Here is a 24623-nt window from a genome sequence, read left to right as displayed (position 1 = left end):
CCTTTACAGAAAACGACGGAAAAGCAACAACCAAAAACCCAAAAAGCAGATACTGAAACCTATCAATAGACCCCGTACAGAAACACTACGGGGTGATGCCTAGCGGTATGGGCGGCAATTCAGGATAACTTTTTATTTTGCGGGTCCTGACACATATAACTGGCGTGCAAACTGTTTGCTGCTATGTCGTTTGGTTGTTAATGCCGTCCGTGCGTTGCCTATAAAAGCCGGATTAGGCGGAGTGGCATTTTTATTTGTTTGAACATAGTGAGTTATAAAAATGCCCGGCTAATCCTGGCTTTTATAACGCTTTGGACGGGGAGTTTTTTGTCATACTTTTTGTCGGTACAAAAAGTATGAATATTGTTTGAGCCTCTTTATAAAGCACCTGGGCACATCCCCCAATCACTATCCCCCGGCCTAGCCGGTGGTTTGCTAGATACAAAAAAAACTCCCGGGGTATTTCCCTGGGAGTTATCAAAATTTAGCCACTCAAAAAACTATCTGCGGCGGCGGGATTGGGCGGCCGCCTTTTTGGCGGGCTGCTTTGCCTGCGGAGCGGGCGTAAGTTGTTTGGCTTGCGTAATTTTGGCCTTACATTGGGCCATTAAATCAGCAGGCGTTACATAGCCAAGCATATTGGGCGTAGTAGTCAAATTGCCCGGCTTAGCCCCCACCGAAACCAAATAATTGTAAATCTCTTTGTTACAGGCTATCGCGGCAAAGGCCAAGGGCGTCATAGCCTGTTTGTAGCCCGCTGGCACGGCCTTATATTCAAGCATCATCGCCAAGCGGCCCTCGCGGCGGGAGAGGAGCACCAAATGCTTTAACATATCAATATTTTGAGACAAAACTGCCAAATGCAAAATATTTCCCTTGGGAGAGGCCTCAAACAAGAGTCCTCCTTTGGTAATCAGAAAATCTACCAATTCCGTGCGTCCGTTTTCTACGGCAATATGCAAGGGTGTAAAGCCCGCTTTGTTTTTATTAAACACAACGGCCTTATTCATATCCAACACACGTTTGGCTAAATCTAAATCTCCCTGTGCGGCGGCTGTAAAAATATCGTCATCCGTCAGCGGTTTTTCCGCCGGGGCCGCGTTCGGGTCCGGCAGTTCGCGCCCCTCGGCCTTGGCCTGCGCCATTAAGGCCTTATTGTCCTCGTCAATTACGCTGTTTTTAACTTCGCGCAAATCTTTATTAAACCATTTCAAAATCTGTCCGCGTCCGTTTTTCTGTGCGGCAATATACGGCACTAATCCGCTGTTATCGGCCAAGGTAGGATCGGCATCTGCGGCTAACAAACGGCGGACAACATCTTCAAACCCCTTGGATGCTCCCCAATAAAGCGCGGTTTGCCCCAATTTATTCTGCATATTTACGTCTATGGGGGTTTGCATTGTCTGCGGTTTTAACAGTTCGCGGATTGTGTCCGGGTGATTGTAACGGGCCGCGTAAATGAGCGCGGTGTTCCCGTCATTATTTGCGGCGTTTACGTCGGCACGGTAAGCCATTAACGAGCGTACACTCGGCACGTCGCCAAGCGAAGCCGAAATAATCAGCGGAGTATTGCCTTTCTCGTTTTTTACGTTCGGGTCCACCCCGCCTTTGAGCATTGCCAATACGCCCATTGCGTTTTTGGTGGCACAAGCGCGGAACAAATAATCGCTATTCAGCCCCTCCCGCACACCGCTGGAAAGAAACAAGTCAATAAACTCGCCCTGGCGTTTTTCCAAGGCCAAATACATAGGAGAGTGGTTATAGTTATTCTTCGCGTTGATGTCCGCTCCGGAATAAACCAAAAAGCGCGTAATATCCGGGAAATTGCCATACAAACTGCGCAGAAGAGCCGTATCCTTGGAAAAGGAATTAGGTTTATTCACATCCGCGCCGGCCAACACCAAATCTTGTACTGCCTGTAAATTGCCAAAGGTGGCCGCCATTACAATAAGGGGGTCGCCCTTGCTGTTGACAATATTTATATCGTTTTTGATTTTATTTTGCAGAATATCGGAGAAGGTTTGATAGTCGTTCTTTTGCAAAGCGGCGGTGGCCTCGTCCGCCAGTTCGGCAGAGGTTTTGACGGAAACGATTTTATCAAATTTTCCGCCCTTGGAAGAGGGTGTATATCCGCTTTTAAAGGTAAAGGCCAAAAGTAACACAAGGGGCAACGCCGCGATTACCGCCAAAATAAGCCAAGGCTTACCGGCTGCTCGGGACAGTGCCTGCGGCACCTTCCGCTCCGTCGGTGCTGAAACGATGGTTGTGTTCTTTTTTTTACCCGGGAACATCCTCTTCTCCGTTTATTTTTTCAGGTGAGAAAAAGCGTCCTGCGCGGCGGCTTGTTCGGCCAGTTTTTTGTTATGGCCTTTGCCCACCCCCAGGGCTTTTCCGTCCAGGCTCACGCGCACAGTAAACACCTTGTTGTGCTCGGGGCCGACTGTTTGGATAACTTCGTACTCGGGCGTATGCGGCCCGGATTTTTGCAAGTATTCTTGCAATAAACTTTTGAAATCTTTTTCGTCCTGCGTGAGTTCCTGCGTTTTTACCCACGGAAGGATAACCGACTCCGCGGCCGGATAGCCGCCGTCAATATAAACAGCGCCTAAAACGGCTTCCACCGCGTTGGAGATGATGCTGTCGCGTTCTCTGCCGCCGGTAGCCAACTCACCGCGGCCCAGGCTCATATAGCGGCCCAGGTCCAGTTGTTTGCCCCAAAGATACAGGTTGCGTCTGGAAACTAAGTTAGACTTAATTTTAGAAAGCACTCCCTCTTCTACGTGCGGACATTTGTTGTAGATATAATCTGCAACAATGGCGCCCAAGATACTGTCCCCCAGGAACTCCAAGCGTTCGTTATGTTTAACGCTACGGTGCTCCCCGGCGTAAGACTTATGAGTGAGTGCTTCCTTTAAAACGGCCTTATCTTTAAAGCAATATCCAATGATATGCTCTATATCCGTGTACACAATTATTTATTGGCGTTTTGTTCAATATAGTCAATCGCTTCGCCAACGGTTTTGATTTTTTCGGCTTTTTCATCCGGAATTTCAATATCAAATTCTTCTTCCAAAGCCATAATAAGTTCAACAGTATCCAAGGAATCAGCGCCCAAGTCATTTACAAACTGCGCTTCCGGTTTCACCTGGTCGGCTTCAACACCCAACTGTTCCACGATGATATTTTTTACTCTTTCTTGCACATTTTCTACAGACATTTTAGTCCTCCGGTTTTTTTAAAGGGGCTTCCCCTTGTTACTAATTAATTAAATATAAAGCCCGCCATTGACGGCGAGAACGTGCCCCGTAATATACGAAGCGTCTTCGCTGGCCAAAAACATTACTGCTTTGGCGATATCTTGCGTCGTAGCAAATCTTTTAAGCGGTACGGCCTCCAACGCTTTGTTTTTTACATCTTCGGGCAAAGCGTCCGTCATAGCCGTTTGAACAAACCCGGGGGCCACCGCATTTACACGGACGTGGCGGGAACCGAATTCCTTAGCCAACGTCTTCGTTAAACCGATAATGCCCGCCTTGCTGGCCACATAATTGGCCTGGCCGGGATTGCCCATTTCCCCCACTACGGAAGAAATGTTTACAATATTGCCGCTTCTTTTTTTGAACATTACCTTCAAAGCGGCCTTGGACATTAAAAATGTCCCTTTCAAATTGACGGCAATTACGTCATCCCAATCCTGTTCGCTCATACGAACAGTCAGGTTATCTTTGGTAATGCCCGCATTGTTTACCAGCACGTCTAAACCGCCCAAGGCTTTTACGGCATTTTCTACAAAAGAATCACAATCTTTTGCGTCCGCTACATTTACCTTTTGCGTATAGACTTTTGCGCCGTAAGCCTCCAACGTTTTGGCAGCCTGGGCAAGCGCATCTTCGCGCGTACCGCACACGGCTAAATTAGCCCCCGCTTTGGCAAATTCTTCCGCCAAGGCCAGGCCAATACCGCGCGTAGCGCCGGTAATCATCACATTTTTACCTTTAAAATCCGCCATTATTTTTCCTCCTGATGAATTTCTTTTTCAATTTCATCAAAAGTCGGTTTCAACGCGCTCATTTTAGCCGCAATATCACCGATAAAATCTTTTTCCACCAAACGTTTGGCCGTTTTAATGGCATTAAAAATGGCAAAATCATTGGATTTTCCGTGGGAAATAATCGCCACGCCGTTTACCCCTACTAGCGGAGCACCGCCGTAACAATCGGGGTTGGTGTGGTCCTTTACGGCTTTAAACGCACCCTTTGACAAAAGCGCGCCTAATAAGGCAAGCGGACGCTTTTTGACTTCGCGTTTAATCATATTAATCATTGTTTTCGCCAAGCCTTCGGCCATTTTTAAAACAATGTTTCCCACAAAGCCGTCGCAGACGATAACATCTGTATCGCCGGTGTTTACGTCGCGGCCTTCCACAGTACCTTTAAAGTTCACACCGATTTCACGCATATGCGGAATGGTGTGTTTGACCAAAAAGTTGCCTTTGGTTTCCTCTTCGCCGATAGACAATACACCAACCGACGGAGCGGGGATATCAAAGACTTTTTGCATATAGGCCGAACCCATTACCGCAAATTGCAGTAAATGAATCGGCTTGCAATCGGCATTGGCACCGCCGTCCAAAAGCAGGCTTACACCCTTATAAGTAGGCATTGGGGTAGCAATCGCCGGGCGTTGTACGCCCTTAATGCGCCCCATACCGAACAGGGCCGCCACCATAGCCGCGCCGGAGTGCCCGGCAGAAACAAAAGCGTCAGCAACCCCTTTGTGAACCAAATTGGCACAAACGACAATGCTGGCGTCTTTTTTCTGGCGGCACTCTTTGGCCGGTTCTGCGCCCATATCAATAGTGTTAGGCGCGTGGACGATAGAGATATTGTTCGGAACGTCCGAATAACCTAACGCTTTGAGTTCACGGCGCAAGACAACTTCGTCCCCCACCAAGATAACCTCAACATTCAGTTTCTTGGCGGCTTTCAAAGCACCCAATACGTTGGGCTTTGCGCCGTAATCTCCGCCTAATGCGTCCAGGGCTATTTTCATAACGGACCGTTATTTGGCTTCGGGCTCTTCGGCTTTGGTTTTTTGGGCCACTACCACTCTGTCCTTATAGAACCCGCAAGTCGGGCAGACATTGTGCGGCAGCCGGGGAGATTTGCAATTCGGGCAGGCCACTAACTGCGGCAATTCTACTCCGGAATTGTGGGATCTTCTCATATCCCGGCGGGAACGAGTGTGTTTTTTCTTTGGATTGGGCATTGGTAATACTCCTGTTACTTATTAGTAAAATTCAAAAGAATTGTTACTTAAATTTTCCTTTCAATGCTGCGAAAGGAGACAAATTCGCTGGTTTACAACCGCACGGACCGTCGTTCAAATCCCGTCCGCACGTCGGGCACAGGCCCTTACAATCGGGCCTGCACAGAAAACGGATATCCTCCGTCAATGCCAGCGTTTGCCGTACAACTGATATTATATCAATTATTTCTTGCTTGGTGCTATATGTTTCTATAAATTCTTCGGCAAACGGCTGTGTGCTCATCTTTAAACAGCGGGCGCATTGGATAAGTCTTTCCCCCTTTACGGAGCCGCGAACCAATATTTCCTTGGAGGCTACCGAGAACGAAAGCGACACCGCCACTTTGGTAATTTTATTGGGAGCGGAAAAAACATCCTCAAAATATTTTGTGCTTAACTGTGCGGTACAATCCAACCCGCCCATACGCAAAATATCGGCAGTTTTAAACTGCAAGTCCTGCGGAACATCATATTCTTGATAAAAGGAATTTTCGCTCATATATATATTTTAGCAAAAAGCACGCCTACCGAGTAAAACCTTTACTCATCCACTTGCGGCTCTTCCAACGGCGTTCAAATATTACGGCGCGGATATTTTCGTCCAGTGCCATCGCCAGCCAAATACCGTTAAGCCCCCAGCCCCACCAAATGCCAAGCACATAGGAGAGAAGCGTAGCCACCAACCACATTACAATAATGCCTGTAACAAACGGGTACATCACATCGCCCGCGGCTATCAGGGAATCCACAGAGGTAATATTAACCGCTCTGCCAATTTCCAACACCACATCAATATATAATACCATTGCCCCCAGGCGGATAACCTCCGGATTAGAAGAAAGCAATTTAAAAATATCCGTACCCGCCAAGGCCGTCAAAACGGACACGAACACCGTAACCCATAGTGCGAGACGGATAGAATATTTTTCAAGTGAAAAAGCGGCATTTCCCTTTTCCGCGCCTACCAAATGCCCGATAGCAATTGCCGCGCCGTTGCCGATAGCCAGGGAAAACACATACGAAAACATCACAATACTCATCGCATATGTTCTGGCTGTCAGGGCCGCATTACCCATCATTACGGATAAATAAGTAATCACGACTTGGGATAAATTATAGGACACCTGTTCCCCCGCCGCAGGCAAACCGACCAGCAGTAAGTTTTTAATTTTATCCCAAGGGAACGGTTTAAAATATTTTAAGGGCGGCACAGGAGCCACCTTGCAAAACAGTAAGTACGTCAGCAAGATAACCGCTACCGTGCGGCTGATAACCGTGGAAATACCCGCCCCGGTAATCCCCAAACGCGGCGCCCCAAAGTTTCCGAAAATCAAAAAATAGTTACCAACGACATTAATAACATTGATAAGAAGCGTAACAAACATCGGGTAATAGGCTTTGTTGTGGCTGCGCAAAATGGCGGAAAGCGTCATCGCTAACGACTGCAAAAACGAAAACCCGCCGACAAGCGTCATATAAGATACGCCATATCCTACCAAATTGTCATCCAACCCCATTAACTTTAAGGACGGGGCGGCAAACAACCACAGCCCCACGCTGACAATCCCCCCCATAATCAGGTTTACCAACAGGGAAATGCCAATCACCTGCGCCACGTTCTTTTTTTGTTTGGCCCCCAAATATTGCGAACACAATACGGACGTGCCCAAGGTGGTAATGCCGTACAAAATAAATACAAGGTTTAACAGTTGGTTGACCACTCCCCCGGCGGCTACGGTTTCGTCGGAGTAACGGCTGAGCATAAAAACGTCCGTCGCGCCCGTGAACATAATAAGGAGCGTTTCAATAAAAATGGGGCTGGCCAAACTGAACAGTTGTCTGCGGATTATTTTGCGCGGTCTTTTGGTTTGCTTTGCTTGCGTCATTTTGTTACACTAAACTGCTTTTCCAACTTGCGGATATCAATCATCCCGTTGCCTTGGGCAATATCGGGCAGACCTGGAATTTTAACAGCGGCTTTTTTTAAGGAATCTTTTACTTCTTGTGCGGTTGGATAGCGGCCCAGTTTCTTTTTAAGACCTTCCACGGCTAGGGCAGCCGCACCGCTGACAAATCCGGCCGCGGCGGAGGTTCCGCTCATTAAGGTATAGTCTCCGTCAGCCGCGGCGGTAAAAACCTTATCGCCGGGCGCAATAAAATCAACCTCGGGACCGTAAGACGATTGGTGATAAATGTTCTTTCCGTCTGCGGACAAGGCGCTCACCGCAATCACCGTAGAAAGTTTGCCCGGGTAAAACACTCCGGGGAACGGATAATTTCCCGCCGGGCACACAATAGTTACGCCGGAATCGTGCGCTTTGTTAATCGCGTTTGTAAGGGGAATAGAACCGCCCGCGGATACACCATAACTTAAATTTAAAACGGTTATTTTATCGTCCGGGTGTTCCTCGTTATAAGTAAGCAAGGTGTTTATGGCGGAGGTTACCGCCTGCGGGCCGATTAAGCGGCTGCCGTCGTCAATCTTATAGACCACGAGAGAGGCCTGCGGAGCGATACCCGTAAACTGCACGCCACGCGCACCGATAATGCCGGCCACGCCCGTTCCGTGATTTTTAATATCGGTAAACGAGCCGGACATTGTAAAATCCTGCCCCATAATGTGCTTGCCGTTAAATTCTGCGTGCGAGACTATCCCGCTGTCCGCCACCGCCACCTTTACACCTTTTCCTTTCAGGTTTTTAAGGGGCGGATAAAGGCGGTAAGCCCAAAAATTATCAAAGGGGTCCTCATCCTTTTGTACCTTGGGTGCGGCGGAAAAGTCGCCGTCGTCGCTAATGCGTAAATTTGTCGGCCCCAAAAGCATCGGGTCCGCCATTACGGATACAGATAAGCCAAATAAAGCAAACAGTACAAACAAGCGTTTCATATTATAAGTTAATTTTTTTAATGACAGGCCAACGCACGCCGTTAAGCGGGTGCGCGCTAACCTCTAATGCGGGAGCCGTCTGGCTGCGTTTTAATTCCGCCGCGTTAATGCGCGTTAAAACATCTATTACGGTTTCCAGTTTCGTATGGCACTTTTTGGCAATTTCCGCCGCCGTTAATTGTTCTTCAAAATACAAACGCAAAATTTTATCCAACGCCGCATAGGGCGGGAGTTGGTCCTCGTCCTTTTGGTTGGGGCGCAGTTCGGACGTGGGCGCACGCTCAATAATGCCCTGCGGGATAACCTCCTGCGTTTGGTTTAAATAGGCGGCCAGTTCATAGATTTCACTCTTATACAAATCACCAATCGGCCGGAGCGCACCGCCGGCATCGCCATAGAGAATAAATGCCCCTACCGCCGATTCGCTTTTGTCGTCCGTGGATAGAAGCATAGCGTTATATTCCGTAGCCAGTGCCCCCAAAATAGTCGTGCGCAGGCGGGATTGCAGTTCCTGTTCTGTGGCATCTTTGGGATGAGAAACAATATGCGCAAAAGATTCTTTTAATGCCGTCAGTCCGGGCATTACGCCGATTTCTTCCAAATTCACCCCAAGCGACCTTGCCAACTGGCCCGCCAAACTTTTGCTTAAATCACTTGTACAATAGGACGGCAAAGAAACGCAATACACGCTCTCCCCGCCCAAAGCCTTGGCCGCCAACGCCGCCGTAAAGGCGGAGTCAATTCCGCCGCTAAGGCCAAACACAACCTTGTCCAACCCGCTTTTATGCACATAATCGCGCAATCCAAACGCCAAAGCATTAATGAGTTCCTCTTGCCAAGGCATTTCGTAAGATACGGGCTTATATGCGGCTTCGGTATCGTAGGTAAGAACCTGCTCTTTAAAGGGTTCCCCCAACAGTACCAGGTTGCCCTTTTTGTCCGCCGCGGCGGTCAGTCCGTCAAAAATCATACCGTCTCCGCCGCCTAACAAGTTACACATCAAGGCGGGCTGGGCGTGCTTTTTGGCGTATTTTTTAAGAGATTCTAATCGCAGTGCAAGATTTCCTTTTAAATAGGGCCTGGCCATTAAAAACAGCACTATATCGGCATCCGGGTCAGGCGAAAAATTTTTATCATCAGGCATACCTAACACCAGTTGCAGATGAAGGCCTTTGAAATCAACCGTTTCGCAATCGTAAATTTTGGTAACTTTACCTTTATATATAAAGGCAAGCGCAGTGGCGGATTCTTTATTTACGCGCTCCGCTAAGCCGAAAACAACCGCAGTATCTTTTGTTTCCTTGGCAATGTTTTTAAGTGCCGGAGCCGCTTGCGAGAGCAGGCGTTTATCGTCAAATAAATCAAAGAGCGGACAGCCGCACAAGGCCGCCTCGGGCAAGACGAGTAAGTCCGCCTTGGGAGCGGGAGCACGGAGCAAATCTATAATGGATTTGGCGTTAAAAGTAATATCCGCCGCCAACGGGTTAAAAGAAGCCAGGTTTATCTGCATAGTAAAAATACCTCTTAAAATATTGTACAATTTTTGCCTAAAATTTAAACTGAAAAACCAGGTTATAAATTGCTAAAATAATTATTATGCAAGACTTACTATAAAGGAGAATTTTGTATGAAGAAACTTTTAATTTTGGCCTTGGCGCTATTTGCCGCGTGGCCTGCGGCCGCCGAGCCGGGCATTTTTAAATTATCCCTTTGGGACAAAACGGCTATCGCCAGCCCGGATAACATACACGACATCACAGGTATTGATTTGGGTATCGGCTCCAAAACCGAAACCATATCCGGGGTGCAACTTGACCTGATTTTTGCGCAAACGGAATATGAATTGAAAGGGGTCAGTTTCGCTTGGATTATCAACCTGGCTAACGATGTGTACGGTGCGCAATTTGGGTTGCTGGCAAAGGCGGAAAATATCGCAGGGGCACAATTTGGTTTTGTAAATATGTCCAACCGGGAGATTTCCGGCTTGCAGTTCGGGCTGTTTAACCAGGCCGAATACATCCACGGCGCGCAGATAGGGTTTGTAAACTATGCGCGCACTATTGAAGGCTTACAGGTTGGGATTTTGAATATTGCCGAAAACGGCTGGTTCCCGGCTATGGTATTGGTAAACGGCCGCTTCTAATTATTTTTTGAAAGGCCGCGGGCGCATAACGTCCGCGGTTTTTCTTTGGGTACAAAGAACCACCGGCCAGGCCGGAAAACAGTTATTTTTAAAACGCTTTAAAAAGATAAATTATATATATGTCATCTGTATCTCTTCCGCACCGGACCCAACGGTTTTACCGTTTAGCGGCCTCTTCTTTTTTCTTTATTCACGGGATTGTTTTTTCCAGTTGGGCAAGCCGTATCCCTGATGTTAAATCTGCGTTATCTTTGTCTGATGCACAATTGGGCGGAGTGTTGTTTTTAATTCCCGCAGGCCAACTGTCCGCTATGATGCTTTCCGGCTGGCTCGTCAACCGTTTCGGCAGCCGCAAAATGTTGACAATCGCTTCCGTCATTTACCCGTTGGCCTTGGTATTGTTGGGATTTGTAACCACCAAGATCCAGTTAATGGCCGCGCTGTTTTTCTTTGGGATAACGTCCAACCTTTCCAATATCTCCGTTAATACACAAGGTGTAGGTGTGGAAAAACTCTACAACCGCAGCATTATGGCATCCTTCCACGGGATGTGGAGTTTAGCCGGAGTGGTCGGCGGCCTTTTGGGCGCGTGGATGGCCGCGCATAGCATTTCCACGCAGGAACATTTTTTGATGACGTTCTTTGTCTGCCTTGTTATTTTGCTGTCTATGTATGCCTCTATGTTGCCGCGCGACCGCAAAATAAAGGTGGGAGATGTCCGCCAAAAAACCTTTGTAAAGCCTTCCTTATATATTGCGCTTTTGGGGATAATGGCCTTCTGTTCTATGTCCTGCGAGGGCACTATGTACGATTGGAGCAGTGTGTATTTTATGCAGGTAGTGCATCCGGCGGACAATTTAATCCGCACCGGGTATATAGCCTGTATGACGGCCATGACAATCGGGCGTTTTTCGGCTGATTTCTTTGCCACCCGTTTCGGCTCCTCACAAGTGATTAAAGGAAGCGGGGTTATTTTATTTATCGGCTTTGTCTTATCGGTAGTTTTCCCCTCCTTTTATACGGCGGTTGCCGGGTTCTTTTTGGTGGGGCTTGGGTTTTCTTCCATTGTGCCGCTGTGTTATAGTTTAGCGGGCAAAACTACCCGTATGCCGCCCAGTATGGCTGTGGCTACGGTTTCCACTATTGGTTTTTTTGGTTTTTTGTTTACCCCTCCATTAATCGGCTTTATTTCGCAGGCCAGCAATATGCGCGTGGCTTTCTTTATAATGGCTTGTGCGGGGCTGTCGGTCAGTTTGGTGGCGGCAAAAGCAAAAGCCCGCTAGGCGCGGATTTCTGTTATATGCTATAATAGTCATAGGTGTAATTTGAGCGGGAGAGCGAAAAAAGTTTGTAAATCAAAGCCTGTCCCGACGACACCCAGGCCAATGCCACCGGGGGCTCTTCCCTAATTTAGGCAGCGGCCACAGGAGAATAATAATGAGCAACGTATCTATGAAAGCCATGCTGGAAGCCGGTGTGCATTTCGGCCACCAAACTTCCCGCTGGAACCCCAAAATGGGACGCTTTATCTTTGGAGAAAGAAACGGCGTACACATTTTAGACTTGCAAAAAACCGCCAAAGAACTTAAAAAAGCCTGCGCTTTCATCAAAGAAGAAAGCAAAAAAGGTGCTAAATTTTTGTTCGTCGGTACCAAAAAACAAGCCCAAGAAGCCATCCAAGCCGAAGCCGCCCGCTGCGGTGCTTATTGCATCCACGAAAAATGGCTCGGCGGTACGCTTACCAACTTCCAAACCGTCAAGAAATCCGTTGAACGCTTGAACGAATTGGAAAAATGGGAAGCTTCCGGCGTGTTTAAAGCCATTTCCAAAAAAGAAGCCAGCCGCTTAACCAAAGAAATGCAGCGCTTGCAAAAACTGTTGGGCGGTATCCGCGATATGAAAGTATTGCCGGATGTGGTATTTGTCATTGACCCGGTGGACACCGCCGGTGCCGTGCGCGAATCCCACGCTTTGGGTATCCCGGTGGTAGCCGTTTGCGACACCAACGCCGACCCTGATATGATTAGCGTACCCGTCCCCGGTAACGACGACGCGGCCCGCTCTATCAAATTGTTCTGCGGTGCAATTGCCGATGCTATTCTGGAAGGCAAAGCCGAACTGGAAGCCGTCAAAACCGCTGAAAACAAACCCGCCGAAAACCCGGTAATGGCCCAAGCGTTTGAATCTGCTATGTTAGCCGCTGAAAACGCTGAACCTGCCGCCGTGGAAAAAGAAGCGGTGCAGGAAGTTGTCAAAGCCGAAGAAGTAGTGGCCGAAGAAGCCGCCGAAAAAAAAGCGGAAAAGAAACCCGCTGCCAAAAAGAAAACGGCTGCTAAAAAAGCCGCTCCGAAAGCCAAAAAAACCGTAAAGGCCAAAGCCGAAACGGAAACTGCGGCGGAAGAAGCCAAATAATCTTGAAAGTTCCCGGTCCGTCCGGGAACTTTCTATCCGATTTATCTTATATACAGGAGAACAAAATGTCTTTAGCCGAAGATATTAAGATTTTAAGAGAAAAAACCGGCGCCGGTTTGATGGACTGCAAAAAAGCGTTAATTGAATGCAAAGACGATATGGAACAAGCCATTGTATTCTTGCGCAAAAAAGGTTTGGCGGATATGGCCAAACGCTCTGACCGCGAAACCAAAGAAGGCAGAGTATCCGTTAAGACCGACGGCAAAAACTTTGCAATGATTTACTTGGGTTGCGAAACCGACTTCGTAGCCAAGACCGATGCCTTCATCAAATTGGCTGACGACCTCGCCCAATATGTGTTGGAACACCCCGGTTTGGACTATTCCAAAGACGAACATATCAAAAATATGATTTTGGAACAAGCCCCCAAATTCGGTGAAAACACCACCTTTAAGGGCGGTTATAACTGGGCCCCGGCCGACGGTAATGTAATGGCTTACTATGTCCACTCCGACAATAAAAAAGCCTCCTTGTTGGAAATGTCCGTTACCGGCGCTTGCAGCGATGCCGCCAAAGTACAAGAAATTGCCCGCGGCCTCGCGATGCACACCGTAGGTATGCAGACCGGCTGGGTAGATGCCAAAGATATTCCGCAAGAAGTAATTGACCGCGAATTGGACATCTACAAAACGCAAGCCATTAACGAAGGCAAACCCGCCGAAACCATTGAAAAAATGTTGCCCGGCAAAGTTAAAAAGTTTGCCAAAGAAAACTGTCTCTTGGAACAGCCGACCATTAAAGACAACAAGAAAACCGTTGCCGCCTATTTGGACGAAGAATCCAAGGCTCTTGGTTGCGAACTGAAAGTTGTACGCTTTGTACGCTTCTAGTTTTTAAGCCCCTCTTGCGAGGGGCTTTTTTTTATGCTGTGGGTTGTTATTTTCCCCGCGGCACAAAGAAAAGCCCACCCGCCCGCAGTATTTAGGCGCCGTTTTGTGGTAGAATAATAAAAATATCCGCTAAAAGCGAGGAGAATTTGTATGGAAACGTGTTGCTGCAAACCCCAGCACAAAAAAAGAGTGTTATTAAAATTGTCCGGTGAAGCCCTCATCAACGAAGGGCACCGCGGCATTAACCCGCAAGCCTTAAAAGAAATTGCCGAAGAAATTGCTGATGCTTACCGCTGCGGTAATTGCGAACTGACCATTGTATTGGGAGGCGGCAATATTTGGCGCGGCGTTCGCGACGGCGGCGGTGTGATTGACCGCGTAAACTCCGACAATATGGGTATGCTCGCCACCGTGATTAATGCGCTTGCGCTCCAATCCGCGTTGGAAGAAGCCGGAGCCCCCACCCGCGTACTTACGTCTATTAACATTTATCAGTTAGCCGAACCTTTTGTGCGCCGCAAAGCCTTGCGCCACTTGGAAAAAGGACGCATTGTCATTTTCGCGGGCGGCACAGGCAACCCGTTCTTCACCACCGATAGTGCAGCCGCCTTACGCGCCAGCGAAATTAACGCGGACGTACTGTTAAAAGCCACGCAGGTTGACGGCGTGTATGACAGCGACCCCCGCAAAAATCCCGAGGCTAAATTAATTCACAAAATCACTTACAAGGACGCTATTGCCCGCCAGTTGCAGTTTATGGATACGGCCGCCCTTGCATTGTGCTTAGAAAACAAAGTGCCCGTCCAAGTATTTAATCTGCACAAAAAAGGCAATATCAAACGAGCGCTCTGCGGCGAAGATGTCGGCACGATTATTTACTAACACCGACTGACATATCAGTACGGAATTGCTATAATAAAGTAACATTTCACTATTAAGAGGATTTTTATATGGAAGGGATTACCAATCTGCTAAACAAAACAAAAAACAATATGGGCGAACATGTCGCACGCTTGGAACGCGACTTGGCCACTATCCGCACGGGCCGCGCCAGCGCGGGACTCTTGGAAAACATCCGCGTGGATTATTACGGCACGCCGACCCCGATTAAACAAATGGCTGTTATCAATATTTTGGATGCCAAAACCTTGGAGATCCAGCCGTGGGATATTTCTTCTTTAAACGATATTGACCGCGCCTTGCAAAAGGCCGACCTCGGCGCAAGCCCGGTAAACGACGGGAAAGTTATCCGCATTACCTTGCCGTCTATGACGGAAGACCGCCGCAAACAGTTGGCAAAAAACATTTCCAAAATGAGCGAAGATTTTAAAGTAGCCGTGCGCAACGAACGCCGCGACGTACTGGAAAAATTGAAAAAAGCCCAAAAAGCGGCAGAAATTACGGAAGATGATTTGAAACGCTACGAAACCGACGTACAAAAAACGACGGATGCACACATTGCCCAGATTGAGCAAATCATTAAAAATAAAGAAGCCGAAATTATGAAAATTTAGTTTTTTGGCTGGTTTGATAGATGTAAAAACCCCGGACTTATTAGCCCGGGGTTTTTTGCTTCATTTTATTATTGATAATTATAGCGGTATTCGTTATCGCCCCCCGAAGAAGTAGGTTCATCCTTGCCTGAAATATTTTGACAAATGCGATTACCTAATGCATTATTTTGGCGCGCCCAACATAACCACTCGGTAGAGTCGTGATATTTTTCTAGGGATACATCCGTTTTCAAGTCCCAACACCTTATAGAGGAGTGATTATTTTCATTAAAACTGACAATGAGACACTGCATATTATCGGTGGAAATTGCACTAGCATTGACTTCTCTAAATCCGGCAGGCATAGAAATTACCAAAGAATTTAAATTGGCTGAATAGTGGTTAGTTCTCATTAAATAAAGCTGCTGGGCTTCATCTATCGTATGCATTAACGCATACATTGTAGCCGCGCGGCTGGTGCCCACCGCCACCCGGTAAGACGGCACCGCATACGATGCCAAAATGCCAATAATAAGTACAACTACCAACAGTTCTATTAAGGTAAAGCCACGGCTTGCCGAGTAGTAGTTGCCATCATCCTGGAAAGTCGTAGTCCAGGATCTGTTGTTGTCGTGGTTGTCGTGGTTGTCGTGTCCGTCATTCCCGAATGTCGTAGTCGGGAATCCGTTGTTCATCCTTGTTAATCCCTTGCATAACGACAGATCCCCGACTAAATTCATCGGGGATGACAAAAGAAACAATGCTTTATTCAATCCGCTCAATAACCCGTCTAATCGGCCCATACGCGCGTTTTTCATTACTTCCACCATTTTTGATAAATTTTGATACAACTCAAAATTTATCAAAAAAAAAACGAGTCAAGCCCTTTTAAAATACCCAGCCAACAAACGCCATAAATACCCCTGTTTTTTCCTCAAAACAGGTTCCCCTTTGCCCCGCCGCGCCGCTAAATAAAGTAAAATATAAATATGTCCCAAGAAATACAAAATACTACTCCCCGCCACGTTGCTATTATTATGGACGGAAACGGTCGTTGGGCCAAAGAGCGCCGCTTTCCGCGTTTGGCCGGCCACCGCGCCGGGGCTAATGCGGTGGAGCGCACCATAAAAGCCGCCAAGCAGGCCGGGGTGGAATTTTTGACCTTGTATGCTTTTTCTACCGAAAACTGGTCGCGCCCTCAGGACGAAATAGACGGCCTTTTTAAACTCTTGGAACAAACCTTGGACCGCTATGCCAAAGATGCCGACAAACACGGAGTAAAACTGCTAATTAGCGGCAGCCGGGAAAAACTCCCCCCCGCGGTATTAGAGAAAATTAACAAAGCAATCACTTCTACCGCCCAAAACACCGCGCTAACCCTCAATTTGGCTCTTAATTACGGTGCCCGGCAAGAAATCACCCAAGCCGTAAATACGCTTTTAAAGCAAGGCAAAACAGCCGTATCTATGGAGGATATTTCAGCGGCTCTTTATCAACCGGCCTTGCCGGACCCGGAACTGATTATCCGCACGTCCGGCGAGGAGCGCCTTTCTAACTTTTTATTATGGCAAGCCGCATACAGCGAATTCTATTTTACCCCGGTGCTTTGGCCCGACTTTGACGAAAATGAATTTAATAAAGCGCTTACCGAATATTTCCACCGCACGCGCCGCTTTGGAGGAATATGATTACCCCGGTTACCCGCTCCCGCGCCGAAGAAATGCTCGCGCGCATCAAACGCTTTGCCACCGCGGCTACCAAAAAGCAAATGCAGGAAAGATTCGGCATCTGCACAGATAATGCCGTCGGCACGACGGTTACCACCCTGCGCGCCTTGGTAAAGGGCCTGCCCCGCCCGGACCAAGACCTTGCCGAAGCCTTGTGGCAAAGCGGCATCCACGAGGCCCGCATTATGGCCTCTATGTTGGCGGACCCGGAACAAATGACACGCGAAAAACTGGACAACTGGGCTAGTGAATTAAATTCCTGGGATATTTGCGATTTATGTTGCGGAAACCTTTTTTCCAAGGTAAAAAACCCTTTAAAACTGGCTGAACGCTGGATAAAAAAAGAGGACGAATTTGTCCGCCGGGCAGGCTTTGCCATTATTTGTTCGTTATCGGCTCCGCGCGCCAAAACCACAGATGAGGACCTTATCAAACTGTTGCCGCTTATCAAAAACCACTCTTGCGACCCGCGCCCAATGGTACATAAGGCCGTCAACTGGGCCTTGCGTAATATTGGCAAAAAAAACCCGCGCCTAACGCCGCGCGCCGTAGCGTGTGCCAACGAAATTTTAGACCTCTACCCCGACAACCGCTCTGCCCGCTGGGTGGCACACAATGCCCTTTGGGAGTTAAATTTACCCAAAACCAAAGTAATGGTAGCCAAACGGAAATAAAAATCTGTTTTTTCCCCTCTGCTAATCTCCCCCAATATGGTAAAATAAAGATATGCTATTACCGAGAATCATTACTGCCCTGATTGGGGTCCCTGTTGTTTTGGCCGCTATCCACTTTGGCGGCGCGATTTATATGGCCTTTGTCGGCTGTGTAATTCTGTTTTGTTTGTATGAATACGGCCTTGTTCTTACCGCCGGGAAAAAGCCCGTCCATATGCCGGCCTTGGTGCTTTTCGGCCTGTTAATGGCTGCCGTGGCGATTGTCGGCCGTATGCCCAGCGTTTCCGAACTGCCGGATAACTTGTACCCTTTTGCAATCAGTGTAGTAACCTTCGGCGTGCTTTTATTTGAAGTATTAACCCCTAAACGCTCGTGGGACCGTGTATGCAACACCTTTACAGGCGTATTTTTTATGCCGTGGGCCTTGGCACACCTTATCAATCTGCGCGATATCCCGCAATATGGCGAATATTTAACTCTTTTTATGATTATTACCGTATGGGTAAGTGATACGGGCGCATATTTCTGCGGTCGTTTGCTGGGCCGCCACAAATTAAATGTGGAAGTCAGCCCCAAAAAAACGTGGGAAGGCGCTATCGGCGGTACGCTGCTTGCCGTCGGTGCGGCGGTGCTTATGGCGCACTTGTTTTTATCCAATACTCTTTCGGTTAAAACCGCCGTTATTTTGGGATTGTTGATTGCCGTAGTGGGCCAGGTATCCGATTTAGCCGAATCGGTAATAAAGCGCTCCACAGGTGTAAAAGATTCTTCCAATTTACTCCCCGGACACGGCGGATTTTTGGACAGGTTTGACTCTTATTTGCTGCTCGCGCCGCTTTTTTATTACGTCGTCCTTTACACAATTAAACTATGAAGAACATCGTAATTTTAGGCTCCACCGGTTCCATCGGCACATCTTCCTTGGACGTAATTGCACGGTTAGGGAAAGAGTACCGCGTAATAGCATTATCGGCTAATAATAATACCGATTTATTTTTAAAGCAGTTGCACACTTTTAAGCCTCGCTTTGCGGCGGTGTTAAACCCGGCCAGTTACGAAAAAATTAAAGACCAGGTCCCCGCCGCCACGCGCCTTTTGCCGCCCGAAATAGAAAGTTTAATGTTTATGGCCTCCTTGCCGTCTGCCGATTTGGTGATAAACGGCGTGGTCGGTGCCGTGGGATTTCAACCCTTGGTAAGTGCGATTAAAGCCGGAAAAACGGTGGCTCTTGCCAATAAAGAACCTATGGTAATGGCCGGAAAGACATTAATGAAAGAGTGCGAACGTTGGGAAGCCGCTATTTTGCCGGTGGACAGCGAACCTTCCGCCATTTTTCAATGCTTGGCGGGGCTAACCGACGAGTATTCATACCACCGCCACACGCAGGATATTTCCCGCGTCTTTTTAACGGCTTCCGGCGGACCGTTTGCCAAACGCAAGGCAGCCTTGTCCACTGTTACACCAGCCGAAGCCTTAAACCATCCGCGTTGGCATATGGGCAAAAAAATCACCATAGATTCTGCTACACTAATGAATAAGGGCTTTGAATCTATTGAAATTATGAACCTTTTTAATTTGCCTGAGGAAAAGGTGCAAATTGTAATTCATCCGCAATCTATCGTACACTCGGCGGTGGAGTTTAACGACGGGGCCATTTTGGCCCAAATGGGCGAGCCGGATATGCGCGTACCGATTCAGTATGCAATTACCTACCCGCACCGCGCCCCTGGGCCGGTAAAAAAATTAAATTTATTTGAAGCCTCTAAATTGGAATTTTTTGAGCCTGATTTTGAGCGCTTCCCTTGCCTGGCTTTGGCTTTATCGGCCTACCGCCAAGGTGGTATTATGCCCGCTGTGTTAAGCGCGGCAGACGAAGTGGCCGTAGATGCCTTTTTGAAAGAACAAATCAAGTTTACCGATATTGCCAAACTGATTTACACGGTGCTTAAAGGCGCCCCGCAAACAAGCGGAGATGCGACCCTCAACCAAGCATTAGATGCTGATGCCTGGGCGCGTGAAGCCGCGCAGGCTTGTCTGGCAGATAAAACCTATAAAAAGGCTTCTATTTAGGAGAATAAATGCTACTATCCATTATTGCTGTTATTGTTGCTTTAAGCCCGATTGTCATTGTTCACGAATTCGGGCATTACCTGGCTTGCCGCCTGACGGGAATCCGCGTAAAAGAATTTGCCTTTGGTTTCGGCAAAATTCTTTGGCACAAAAAAGTGGGCGATACAGATTATCAGGTGCGGGCTATCCCTTTTGGCGGATTTGTTGAACCGGCCGGACAAATGTTCCACCCCCAGGATGCTCCCGAACCGCCCAAACCGTATGAATTTGCGGCTAAAAAATGGTATGCCAAATTTTTTATGGTGGTAAACGGTGCGTTATTTAACTATCTGCTGGCCGCTCTTATCTTCGGCGCACTGATTTACATTAAAGGGATGCCGGAAACAGACGGCGCCAAGATGCCCGCTGTTATCGGGGCGGTGGCTGAGGGCTATCCGGCCGCCGAACTGGACCTAAAAGCAGGGGATAAAATTTTGTCCGTAAACGGTGTTCAAACAGCAAACTGGCTGCAAGTTGTAGAAGAAATCGGCAAGCGCCAAGGCGATTTAACGCTTACTTACGAACGCGGGGATAAAACTTTAACCGCTACCGCCAAGGCGGACTCCTTTAAAAAAGATGCCCCTACCGTACTGGGTGTAACGGTAGAGGTAATATATCAACCCGTTCCTTGGTGGAAAGCCGCCGGGCTGGGGTTTTACCAATGCTACTACTGGACCAAGTTTTCGCTTACCTCCTTAACGCAAAGTTTCGTTAAAAAGAAAGCCCCGGAACTGGCCGGCCCGGTAGGGATTGTCAATATTATTCACCAAGCGGTACACCGCAGTTTATTAGATTTTGTGTTTTTAATTGCTATGCTGTCCGTAGCGGTGGGGATGTTTAATTTATTTCCTATTCCGATACTGGACGGCGGATATGCCCTTGTCTATTTATGGGAAGGGCTTACCAAAAAGTTACCGACCGAAAAAACGCTTAATATCGCGGTAAATATTGGTATGTATCTTTTAATTTTACTCGTGGTTTATGCCACCTATTCGGACGCGAAACGTATCTTCTTTAAGCCCAAAGCCGCCGCGGCGGCACAGGCCGCGCCCGAACAAACACCCGCGGAGGCGGAAAATGTACAAAAGTAGAGAAGTAAAAGTCGGCCCGTATATTTTGGGAACCGGCCACCCTGTGCGCGTACAAAGTATGTGCAACACAGACACGCGCGACGCCGCCAAAACAGCGGCGCAAATCTGTGCATTGGAAGATGCCGGATGTGAAATCAACCGTGTGGCTGTGCCCGATATGCAGGCGGCGCAAGCCATCGGCGAAATCAAAAAACGTATTCACTCCCCTCTTGTGGCGGATATTCACTTTGATTATAAATTGGCCTTGGAAGCCATCAAACAAGGCATAGATAAAGTGCGCATCAACCCCGGAAACATCGGGGCGGTGGAAAACACCAAAGAGGTGGTAAAAGCCGCCTTAGACCACGGCGTGGCTATGCGCATTGGAGTAAATGCGGGGAGCGTAAAATATTTAAAAACCGTTCAGGGAAAAATGGACCTGACCGACGAAAAATGGGCCGAAGTAATGGTCAACGAAGCCCTGGAACAAGCCAACATTTTGGAACAGTTGAACTTTAAAAATGTGGTCGTTTCGTTAAAGTCCGACAATTTCAAACGGACGGTACTGGCCAACGAACTTTTTGCTAAACAAAGCGATATTCCCCTGCACATAGGGCTTACGGAAGCGGGCAGTTTTTTAAGCGGCACTGTTAAAAGTGCAGTAGCCTTGGGCACTCTTTTGCAAAAGGGTATCGGCGCGACAATACGCGTTTCCTTAACCGAGGACCCGCGTATGCAGGTACGCACGGCTTACGAAATTTTAAAGGCGCTCGGTCTGCGTGAATACGGCCCGAACCTGATTTCCTGCCCCACCTGCGGACGCACGCAAGTAGATGTAACGGGAACGGTACACGCCTTGGAAGAAAAGATTTATTCCGACAAAGACCTGTTAAAAAAGGCCACCGGGCTGAAAATTGCCGTAATGGGCTGCATTGTAAACGGCCCCGGCGAAGCGCGTGATGCGGATTTCGGCATTGCGGGTGGCAAAGGCGAAGGGTTATATTTTGAACACGGTCAAACGATGTTCAAACTCCCGCAAGAAAAATGGGTTGATTTTTTAATTGACAAAATCAACACCTGGAAGAAATAAATTTATAAGAAACCATAAAAAGGACATAAAATGAAATTATCAAACTATTATATTCCTACTTTAAAAGAAGCCCCCAAAGATGCAGATAACCTGTCCGCAAAATTAATGATTCGCGCAGGGCTTGTGCGCAAACTGGGCAGCGGACTGTACGAGTGGTTGCCGCTTGGTTTTAAAGTGCTTAAAAAGGTGGAACAAATTATTCGCGAGGAAATGAACCGCGCGGGCGCCAACGAAATTTGGATGCCGATTATCCAACCCAAAGAACTCTGGGAAGAAAGCGGCCGTTGGGAACACTTTGGAGACCAACTCTTAAAACTGGAAGACCGCAAAGGCGCGGGCTTCTGCGTTTCCCCCACCGCCGAAGAAGAAGTAACCGACCTCGTCCGTAAAGATTTATCCTCTTACAAACAACTCCCGGTCTGTCTGTACCAGTTCGGCACTAAATTCCGCGATGAAATCCGCCCCCGCTTTGGCGTAATGCGCTCCCGCGAATTTTATATGAAAGATGCCTATTCCTTTGCCGCTACCGACGCGCAGGCCGACGATTGGTATCAGCGGATGTATGATGCCTATCAACGCATTTTTACGCGCTGCGGCTTTAAATTCAAAGCCGTAGAAGCCGACACCGGCGCTATTGGCGGCAATTTCTCCCACGAGTTTATGGTTTTGGCCGACAACGGCGAGGATGCTATCGCAGATTCCGATTGCGGTTATGCAGCCAATACGGAAAAGGCCGCCGTCAAATGCCCGGAATTTCCACCGTTAAACGAAGATGAACTGCTGCCTATGGAACAGGTTTCCACACCCAAGGCTTACACGATTGAGGACGTGGCAGATATGCTCAAAGTGCCGACCTCTAAACTCATTAAACTCCTTTTGTTTATGGCAGACGGCAAGCCTGTGGTGGCCTTGATGCGCGGCGACCACGAATTGAACGAACCCAAATTCCGCGCGTTTTTAAAATGCACCGAACTTGTAAAAGCAGATGAAGAAACTTATACCAAGATTACGGGTTCCTTTGTAGGCTTTGCAGGGGCACAAGGTTTAAAAGAGAAACATCCCGAACTGCCCATTTATGCCGACAACTATGTAAAAGGGGTGATTAACGGCGTGTCCGGCGGGAACGAAAAGGACGTCCATACAAAAAACGTTACACCGTTGCGCGATATTAAAGTAGATGAATATTGCGACCTGAAAATTGCTTCTGCGGGTGATATCTGCCCCCATTGCGGCAAACCCTTTACATTTACGCGCGGGATTGAAGTAGGCCACGTTTTCAAATTGGGCACTAAATATTCCAAGGCAATGAACGCCACGTTCTTGGACGAAACACAAAAGGCCCAACCGATGATTATGGGTTGCTACGGCATTGGTGTAGGCCGCGTGGTGGCCGCCGCCATTGAACAATCCCACGACGAAAACGGTATCATTTGGCCCGCGCCTTTGGCTCCGTTTGATGTAGCATTAGTTGCCATTGATTACCACTCTAACCCCGAAGTAAAAAAACACGCAGACGAAATTTGTGCCGCGCTGGAAGCCAAAGGGTTAGACGTGTTGTTAGATGACCGCGACGAACGCGCCGGCATTAAGTTTAAAGATATGGACTTAATCGGCCTGCCGTACCGCCTGGTGGTCAGCAGCCGAACGGTGAAAGACGGCCAATGCGAATATAAAAAGCGGACCGATAAAGAAGCCGTCCGCTGGAATTTGTCCGAAGCGGTGGAAAAGATATTAGCCGCCACAGGTAAATAAAAAATTCAAAAATCCCCAGAGAAATTTTAAGCTCTGGGGATTTTTATTGATACAAAAGGGTTTAACCCTTAACAATCTGCTTTCTTAAAACCGCATACCAAGACGCAAAAAGAGCGAGTGGAACTGCAAGTCATTATTGCGTCCAAAGTCGGACAGATGTTTATCACTAATAAACGCATAGGTATAGCGGTATTCCAAGCCGGCAAATAAGTCGGTAGAAATGTCATACTGCAAACCTAACCCCGCATAAAAACCGGTTCCCCATTTATCCTTACTGGAACGGTCGCCCGCGTCGGTAGTGGTCTTCATACGCGCTTGCATCATTCCCCAACCCATTGGCAGGTAAACGCGCCAATTATCCCACGCGTTTAATGTGTAGCGCCCGCCCAAGGCAATAGAGTGTAAGTAAAAGTCCTTATAGTTGCGGGCTTGGCCGTCTTTGTTGTGGCTCTTGGTGCCCGGGTGGAGCATCATATAATCCAGCCCCATTGCAAAGTTGGGCGTCATATTCCACAGCATATTCATATTCGCGCCGAATCCGTTTTTGGCGTAGCGGTCTTTGCGGTCGTCTTTATTAAACGTATAAGAAACACCACCCGCCACAGACACTTCCATATCCCTTTCGTTCACACGCGCGGCTTTGCTGGGTGTATATTCATCATACAGCACCGCATTGGTAGTGGTGGAACCTTGCGCATTGGTAACGGTTTGCTCCATTACGCCGTAGTCCGTGGTGCCGCGCTTGTCAGTGGCGGACACGTTATAAACGTTCGTAGTGGTGGTACTTGCATTAAGACGAGGCTCACCCTTTTTTAAGGATGCTGCATTGGCTTTTTGCGTGGCGGCGGCACCGGCTTTATGTTGGTAAGCCGCCCCGGAAGTTTTGCCCCCTTGGGCAGAAGCGGACGAGACACCCAATACCAGCGCCAAGACCGCAATTAATACAGTTTTCTTCATTTTTCCCCCTATAAAAAATACTTCTGTTTTATTACGGCTACTACTCTTTTATTGTAAACAACACACCTCTTCCGCGCAACCGCAAAAATGGATTAGTTTGTAAAAAAACCCG

At 48.0% G+C, this 24623-nt stretch carries 24 protein-coding genes and 1 pseudogene; 13 read left to right on the top strand and 12 right to left on the bottom strand.

Going from position 1 to position 24623, the window contains the following annotated elements; translation table 11 throughout:
• Positions 1-500: 500 nt before the first annotated feature.
• From ACZOTW_RS03570 to nadE, 10 genes are read right to left on the bottom strand one after another with little or no spacing between them, the layout of a single operon-like run.
• Positions 501-2291, bottom strand: coding sequence for an ankyrin repeat domain-containing protein (locus ACZOTW_RS03570; protein WP_483997503.1), 1791 nt, complete (start codon positions 2289-2291; stop codon positions 501-503).
• Between the two features lie 12 nt (positions 2292-2303).
• Positions 2304-2969 carry a ribonuclease III gene (gene rnc / locus ACZOTW_RS03565; protein ID WP_177747056.1) on the bottom strand — a complete coding sequence of 222 codons (666 nt, stop codon included), beginning with the start codon at positions 2967-2969 and terminating at the stop codon, positions 2304-2306.
• A gap of 2 nt (positions 2970-2971) precedes the next feature.
• Entirely contained in the window at positions 2972-3217 is a 246-nt protein-coding gene (gene acpP / locus ACZOTW_RS03560) for an acyl carrier protein (RefSeq protein ID WP_177747059.1), read from the bottom strand.
• Positions 3218-3265: 48 nt separating this feature from the next.
• On the bottom strand, positions 3266-4009 hold the full coding sequence (gene fabG, locus ACZOTW_RS03555; protein ID WP_428038146.1) for a 3-oxoacyl-[acyl-carrier-protein] reductase: 744 nt from the start codon (positions 4007-4009) through the stop codon (positions 3266-3268).
• Entirely contained in the window at positions 4009-5052 is a 1044-nt protein-coding gene (gene plsX / locus ACZOTW_RS03550; protein ID WP_428038145.1) for a phosphate acyltransferase PlsX, read from the bottom strand. Before plsX ends, fabG begins: the two co-directional genes overlap by 1 nt.
• Before the next feature lie 9 nt (positions 5053-5061).
• Positions 5062-5268, bottom strand: a complete 207-nt coding sequence (gene rpmF, locus ACZOTW_RS03545) for a 50S ribosomal protein L32 (protein WP_177747091.1) — start codon at positions 5266-5268, stop codon at positions 5062-5064.
• A gap of 43 nt (positions 5269-5311) precedes the next feature.
• Positions 5312-5806 (bottom strand): YceD family protein, encoded by a 495-nt coding sequence (locus ACZOTW_RS03540; protein WP_428042804.1) that lies wholly within the window; start codon positions 5804-5806, stop codon positions 5312-5314.
• A 25-nt stretch (positions 5807-5831) separates the two neighbouring features.
• Positions 5832-7193, bottom strand: coding sequence for an MATE family efflux transporter (locus tag ACZOTW_RS03535; protein WP_483997502.1), 1362 nt, complete (start codon positions 7191-7193; stop codon positions 5832-5834).
• On the bottom strand, positions 7190-8194 hold the full coding sequence (locus ACZOTW_RS03530) for a S8 family peptidase (protein ID WP_483997501.1): 1005 nt from the start codon (positions 8192-8194) through the stop codon (positions 7190-7192). The genes ACZOTW_RS03535 and ACZOTW_RS03530 overlap by 4 nt, the downstream gene beginning before the upstream one ends.
• A 1-nt stretch (position 8195) precedes the next feature.
• Positions 8196-9704, bottom strand: coding sequence for an NAD(+) synthase (gene nadE, locus ACZOTW_RS03525; RefSeq protein WP_483997500.1), 1509 nt, complete (start codon positions 9702-9704; stop codon positions 8196-8198).
• Positions 9705-9821: 117 nt separating this feature from the next.
• On the opposite strand from nadE, the gene ACZOTW_RS03520 reads away from it, so the two are divergent.
• The 6 genes and pseudogenes from ACZOTW_RS03520 (at position 9822) to frr (ending at position 15153) form a co-directional block, all read left to right on the top strand.
• A complete protein-coding gene (locus ACZOTW_RS03520) occupies positions 9822-10337 on the top strand; it encodes an LA_2272 family surface repeat-containing protein (protein ID WP_428042285.1) in 516 nt (171 codons plus the stop codon).
• 119 nt (positions 10338-10456) lie between these two features.
• Positions 10457-11620, top strand: a complete 1164-nt coding sequence (locus ACZOTW_RS03515) for an MFS transporter (RefSeq protein ID WP_483997499.1) — start codon at positions 10457-10459, stop codon at positions 11618-11620.
• A 154-nt stretch (positions 11621-11774) separates the two neighbouring features.
• Positions 11775-12479 (top strand): annotated as a pseudogene (rpsB, locus tag ACZOTW_RS03510) (30S ribosomal protein S2); the annotation flags it as partial.
• 335 nt (positions 12480-12814) lie between these two features.
• The gene (tsf, locus tag ACZOTW_RS03505; protein WP_177747112.1) at positions 12815-13639 is read left to right on the top strand and encodes a translation elongation factor Ts; all 825 of its coding nucleotides are present in this window, start codon (positions 12815-12817) and stop codon (positions 13637-13639) included.
• Positions 13640-13789: 150 nt separating this feature from the next.
• A complete protein-coding gene (gene pyrH, locus ACZOTW_RS03500) occupies positions 13790-14521 on the top strand; it encodes a UMP kinase (protein ID WP_177747115.1) in 732 nt (243 codons plus the stop codon).
• 68 nt (positions 14522-14589) lie between these two features.
• Entirely contained in the window at positions 14590-15153 is a 564-nt protein-coding gene (frr, locus tag ACZOTW_RS03495; RefSeq protein WP_428038137.1) for a ribosome recycling factor, read from the top strand.
• A 68-nt stretch (positions 15154-15221) separates the two neighbouring features.
• Here the strand turns inward: frr and ACZOTW_RS03490 are convergent, their stop codons facing one another.
• A complete protein-coding gene (locus ACZOTW_RS03490; RefSeq protein WP_483997498.1) occupies positions 15222-15950 on the bottom strand; it encodes a type IV pilin protein in 729 nt (242 codons plus the stop codon).
• 171 nt (positions 15951-16121) lie between these two features.
• Between ACZOTW_RS03490 and ACZOTW_RS03485 the strand changes: the two genes are divergently transcribed.
• From ACZOTW_RS03485 to ACZOTW_RS03455, 7 genes are read left to right on the top strand one after another with little or no spacing between them, the layout of a single operon-like run.
• A complete protein-coding gene (locus tag ACZOTW_RS03485) occupies positions 16122-16820 on the top strand; it encodes an isoprenyl transferase (protein WP_483997497.1) in 699 nt (232 codons plus the stop codon).
• Positions 16817-17533: a DNA alkylation repair protein gene (locus ACZOTW_RS03480; protein ID WP_483997496.1), complete on the top strand. Its 717-nt coding sequence runs from the start codon at positions 16817-16819 to the stop codon at positions 17531-17533. The genes ACZOTW_RS03485 and ACZOTW_RS03480 overlap by 4 nt, the downstream gene beginning before the upstream one ends.
• A gap of 52 nt (positions 17534-17585) precedes the next feature.
• The gene (locus tag ACZOTW_RS03475; protein WP_483997495.1) at positions 17586-18407 is read left to right on the top strand and encodes a phosphatidate cytidylyltransferase; all 822 of its coding nucleotides are present in this window, start codon (positions 17586-17588) and stop codon (positions 18405-18407) included.
• Positions 18404-19603: a 1-deoxy-D-xylulose-5-phosphate reductoisomerase gene (dxr, locus tag ACZOTW_RS03470; protein WP_483997494.1), complete on the top strand. Its 1200-nt coding sequence runs from the start codon at positions 18404-18406 to the stop codon at positions 19601-19603. The genes ACZOTW_RS03475 and dxr overlap by 4 nt, the downstream gene beginning before the upstream one ends.
• Positions 19604-19611: 8 nt before the next feature.
• On the top strand, positions 19612-20733 hold the full coding sequence (locus ACZOTW_RS03465; RefSeq protein WP_428040453.1) for a M50 family metallopeptidase: 1122 nt from the start codon (positions 19612-19614) through the stop codon (positions 20731-20733).
• Positions 20720-21802, top strand: coding sequence for a flavodoxin-dependent (E)-4-hydroxy-3-methylbut-2-enyl-diphosphate synthase (ispG, locus tag ACZOTW_RS03460; RefSeq protein WP_428062201.1), 1083 nt, complete (start codon positions 20720-20722; stop codon positions 21800-21802). The genes ACZOTW_RS03465 and ispG overlap by 14 nt, the downstream gene beginning before the upstream one ends.
• 30 nt (positions 21803-21832) lie before the next feature.
• A complete protein-coding gene (locus ACZOTW_RS03455; RefSeq protein ID WP_483997493.1) occupies positions 21833-23554 on the top strand; it encodes a proline--tRNA ligase in 1722 nt (573 codons plus the stop codon).
• An 84-nt stretch (positions 23555-23638) separates the two neighbouring features.
• On the opposite strand, the gene ACZOTW_RS03450 is transcribed toward ACZOTW_RS03455, so the two are convergent.
• Positions 23639-24511, bottom strand: coding sequence for an outer membrane protein (locus tag ACZOTW_RS03450; RefSeq protein ID WP_428062209.1), 873 nt, complete (start codon positions 24509-24511; stop codon positions 23639-23641).
• Positions 24512-24623 lie beyond the last annotated feature (112 nt).

This window comes from Candidatus Avelusimicrobium sp. (genome assembly GCF_056976295.1).
Note: the sequence above shows the minus strand (reverse complement) of the source record. Positions and strands in the feature narration are given on the sequence as shown.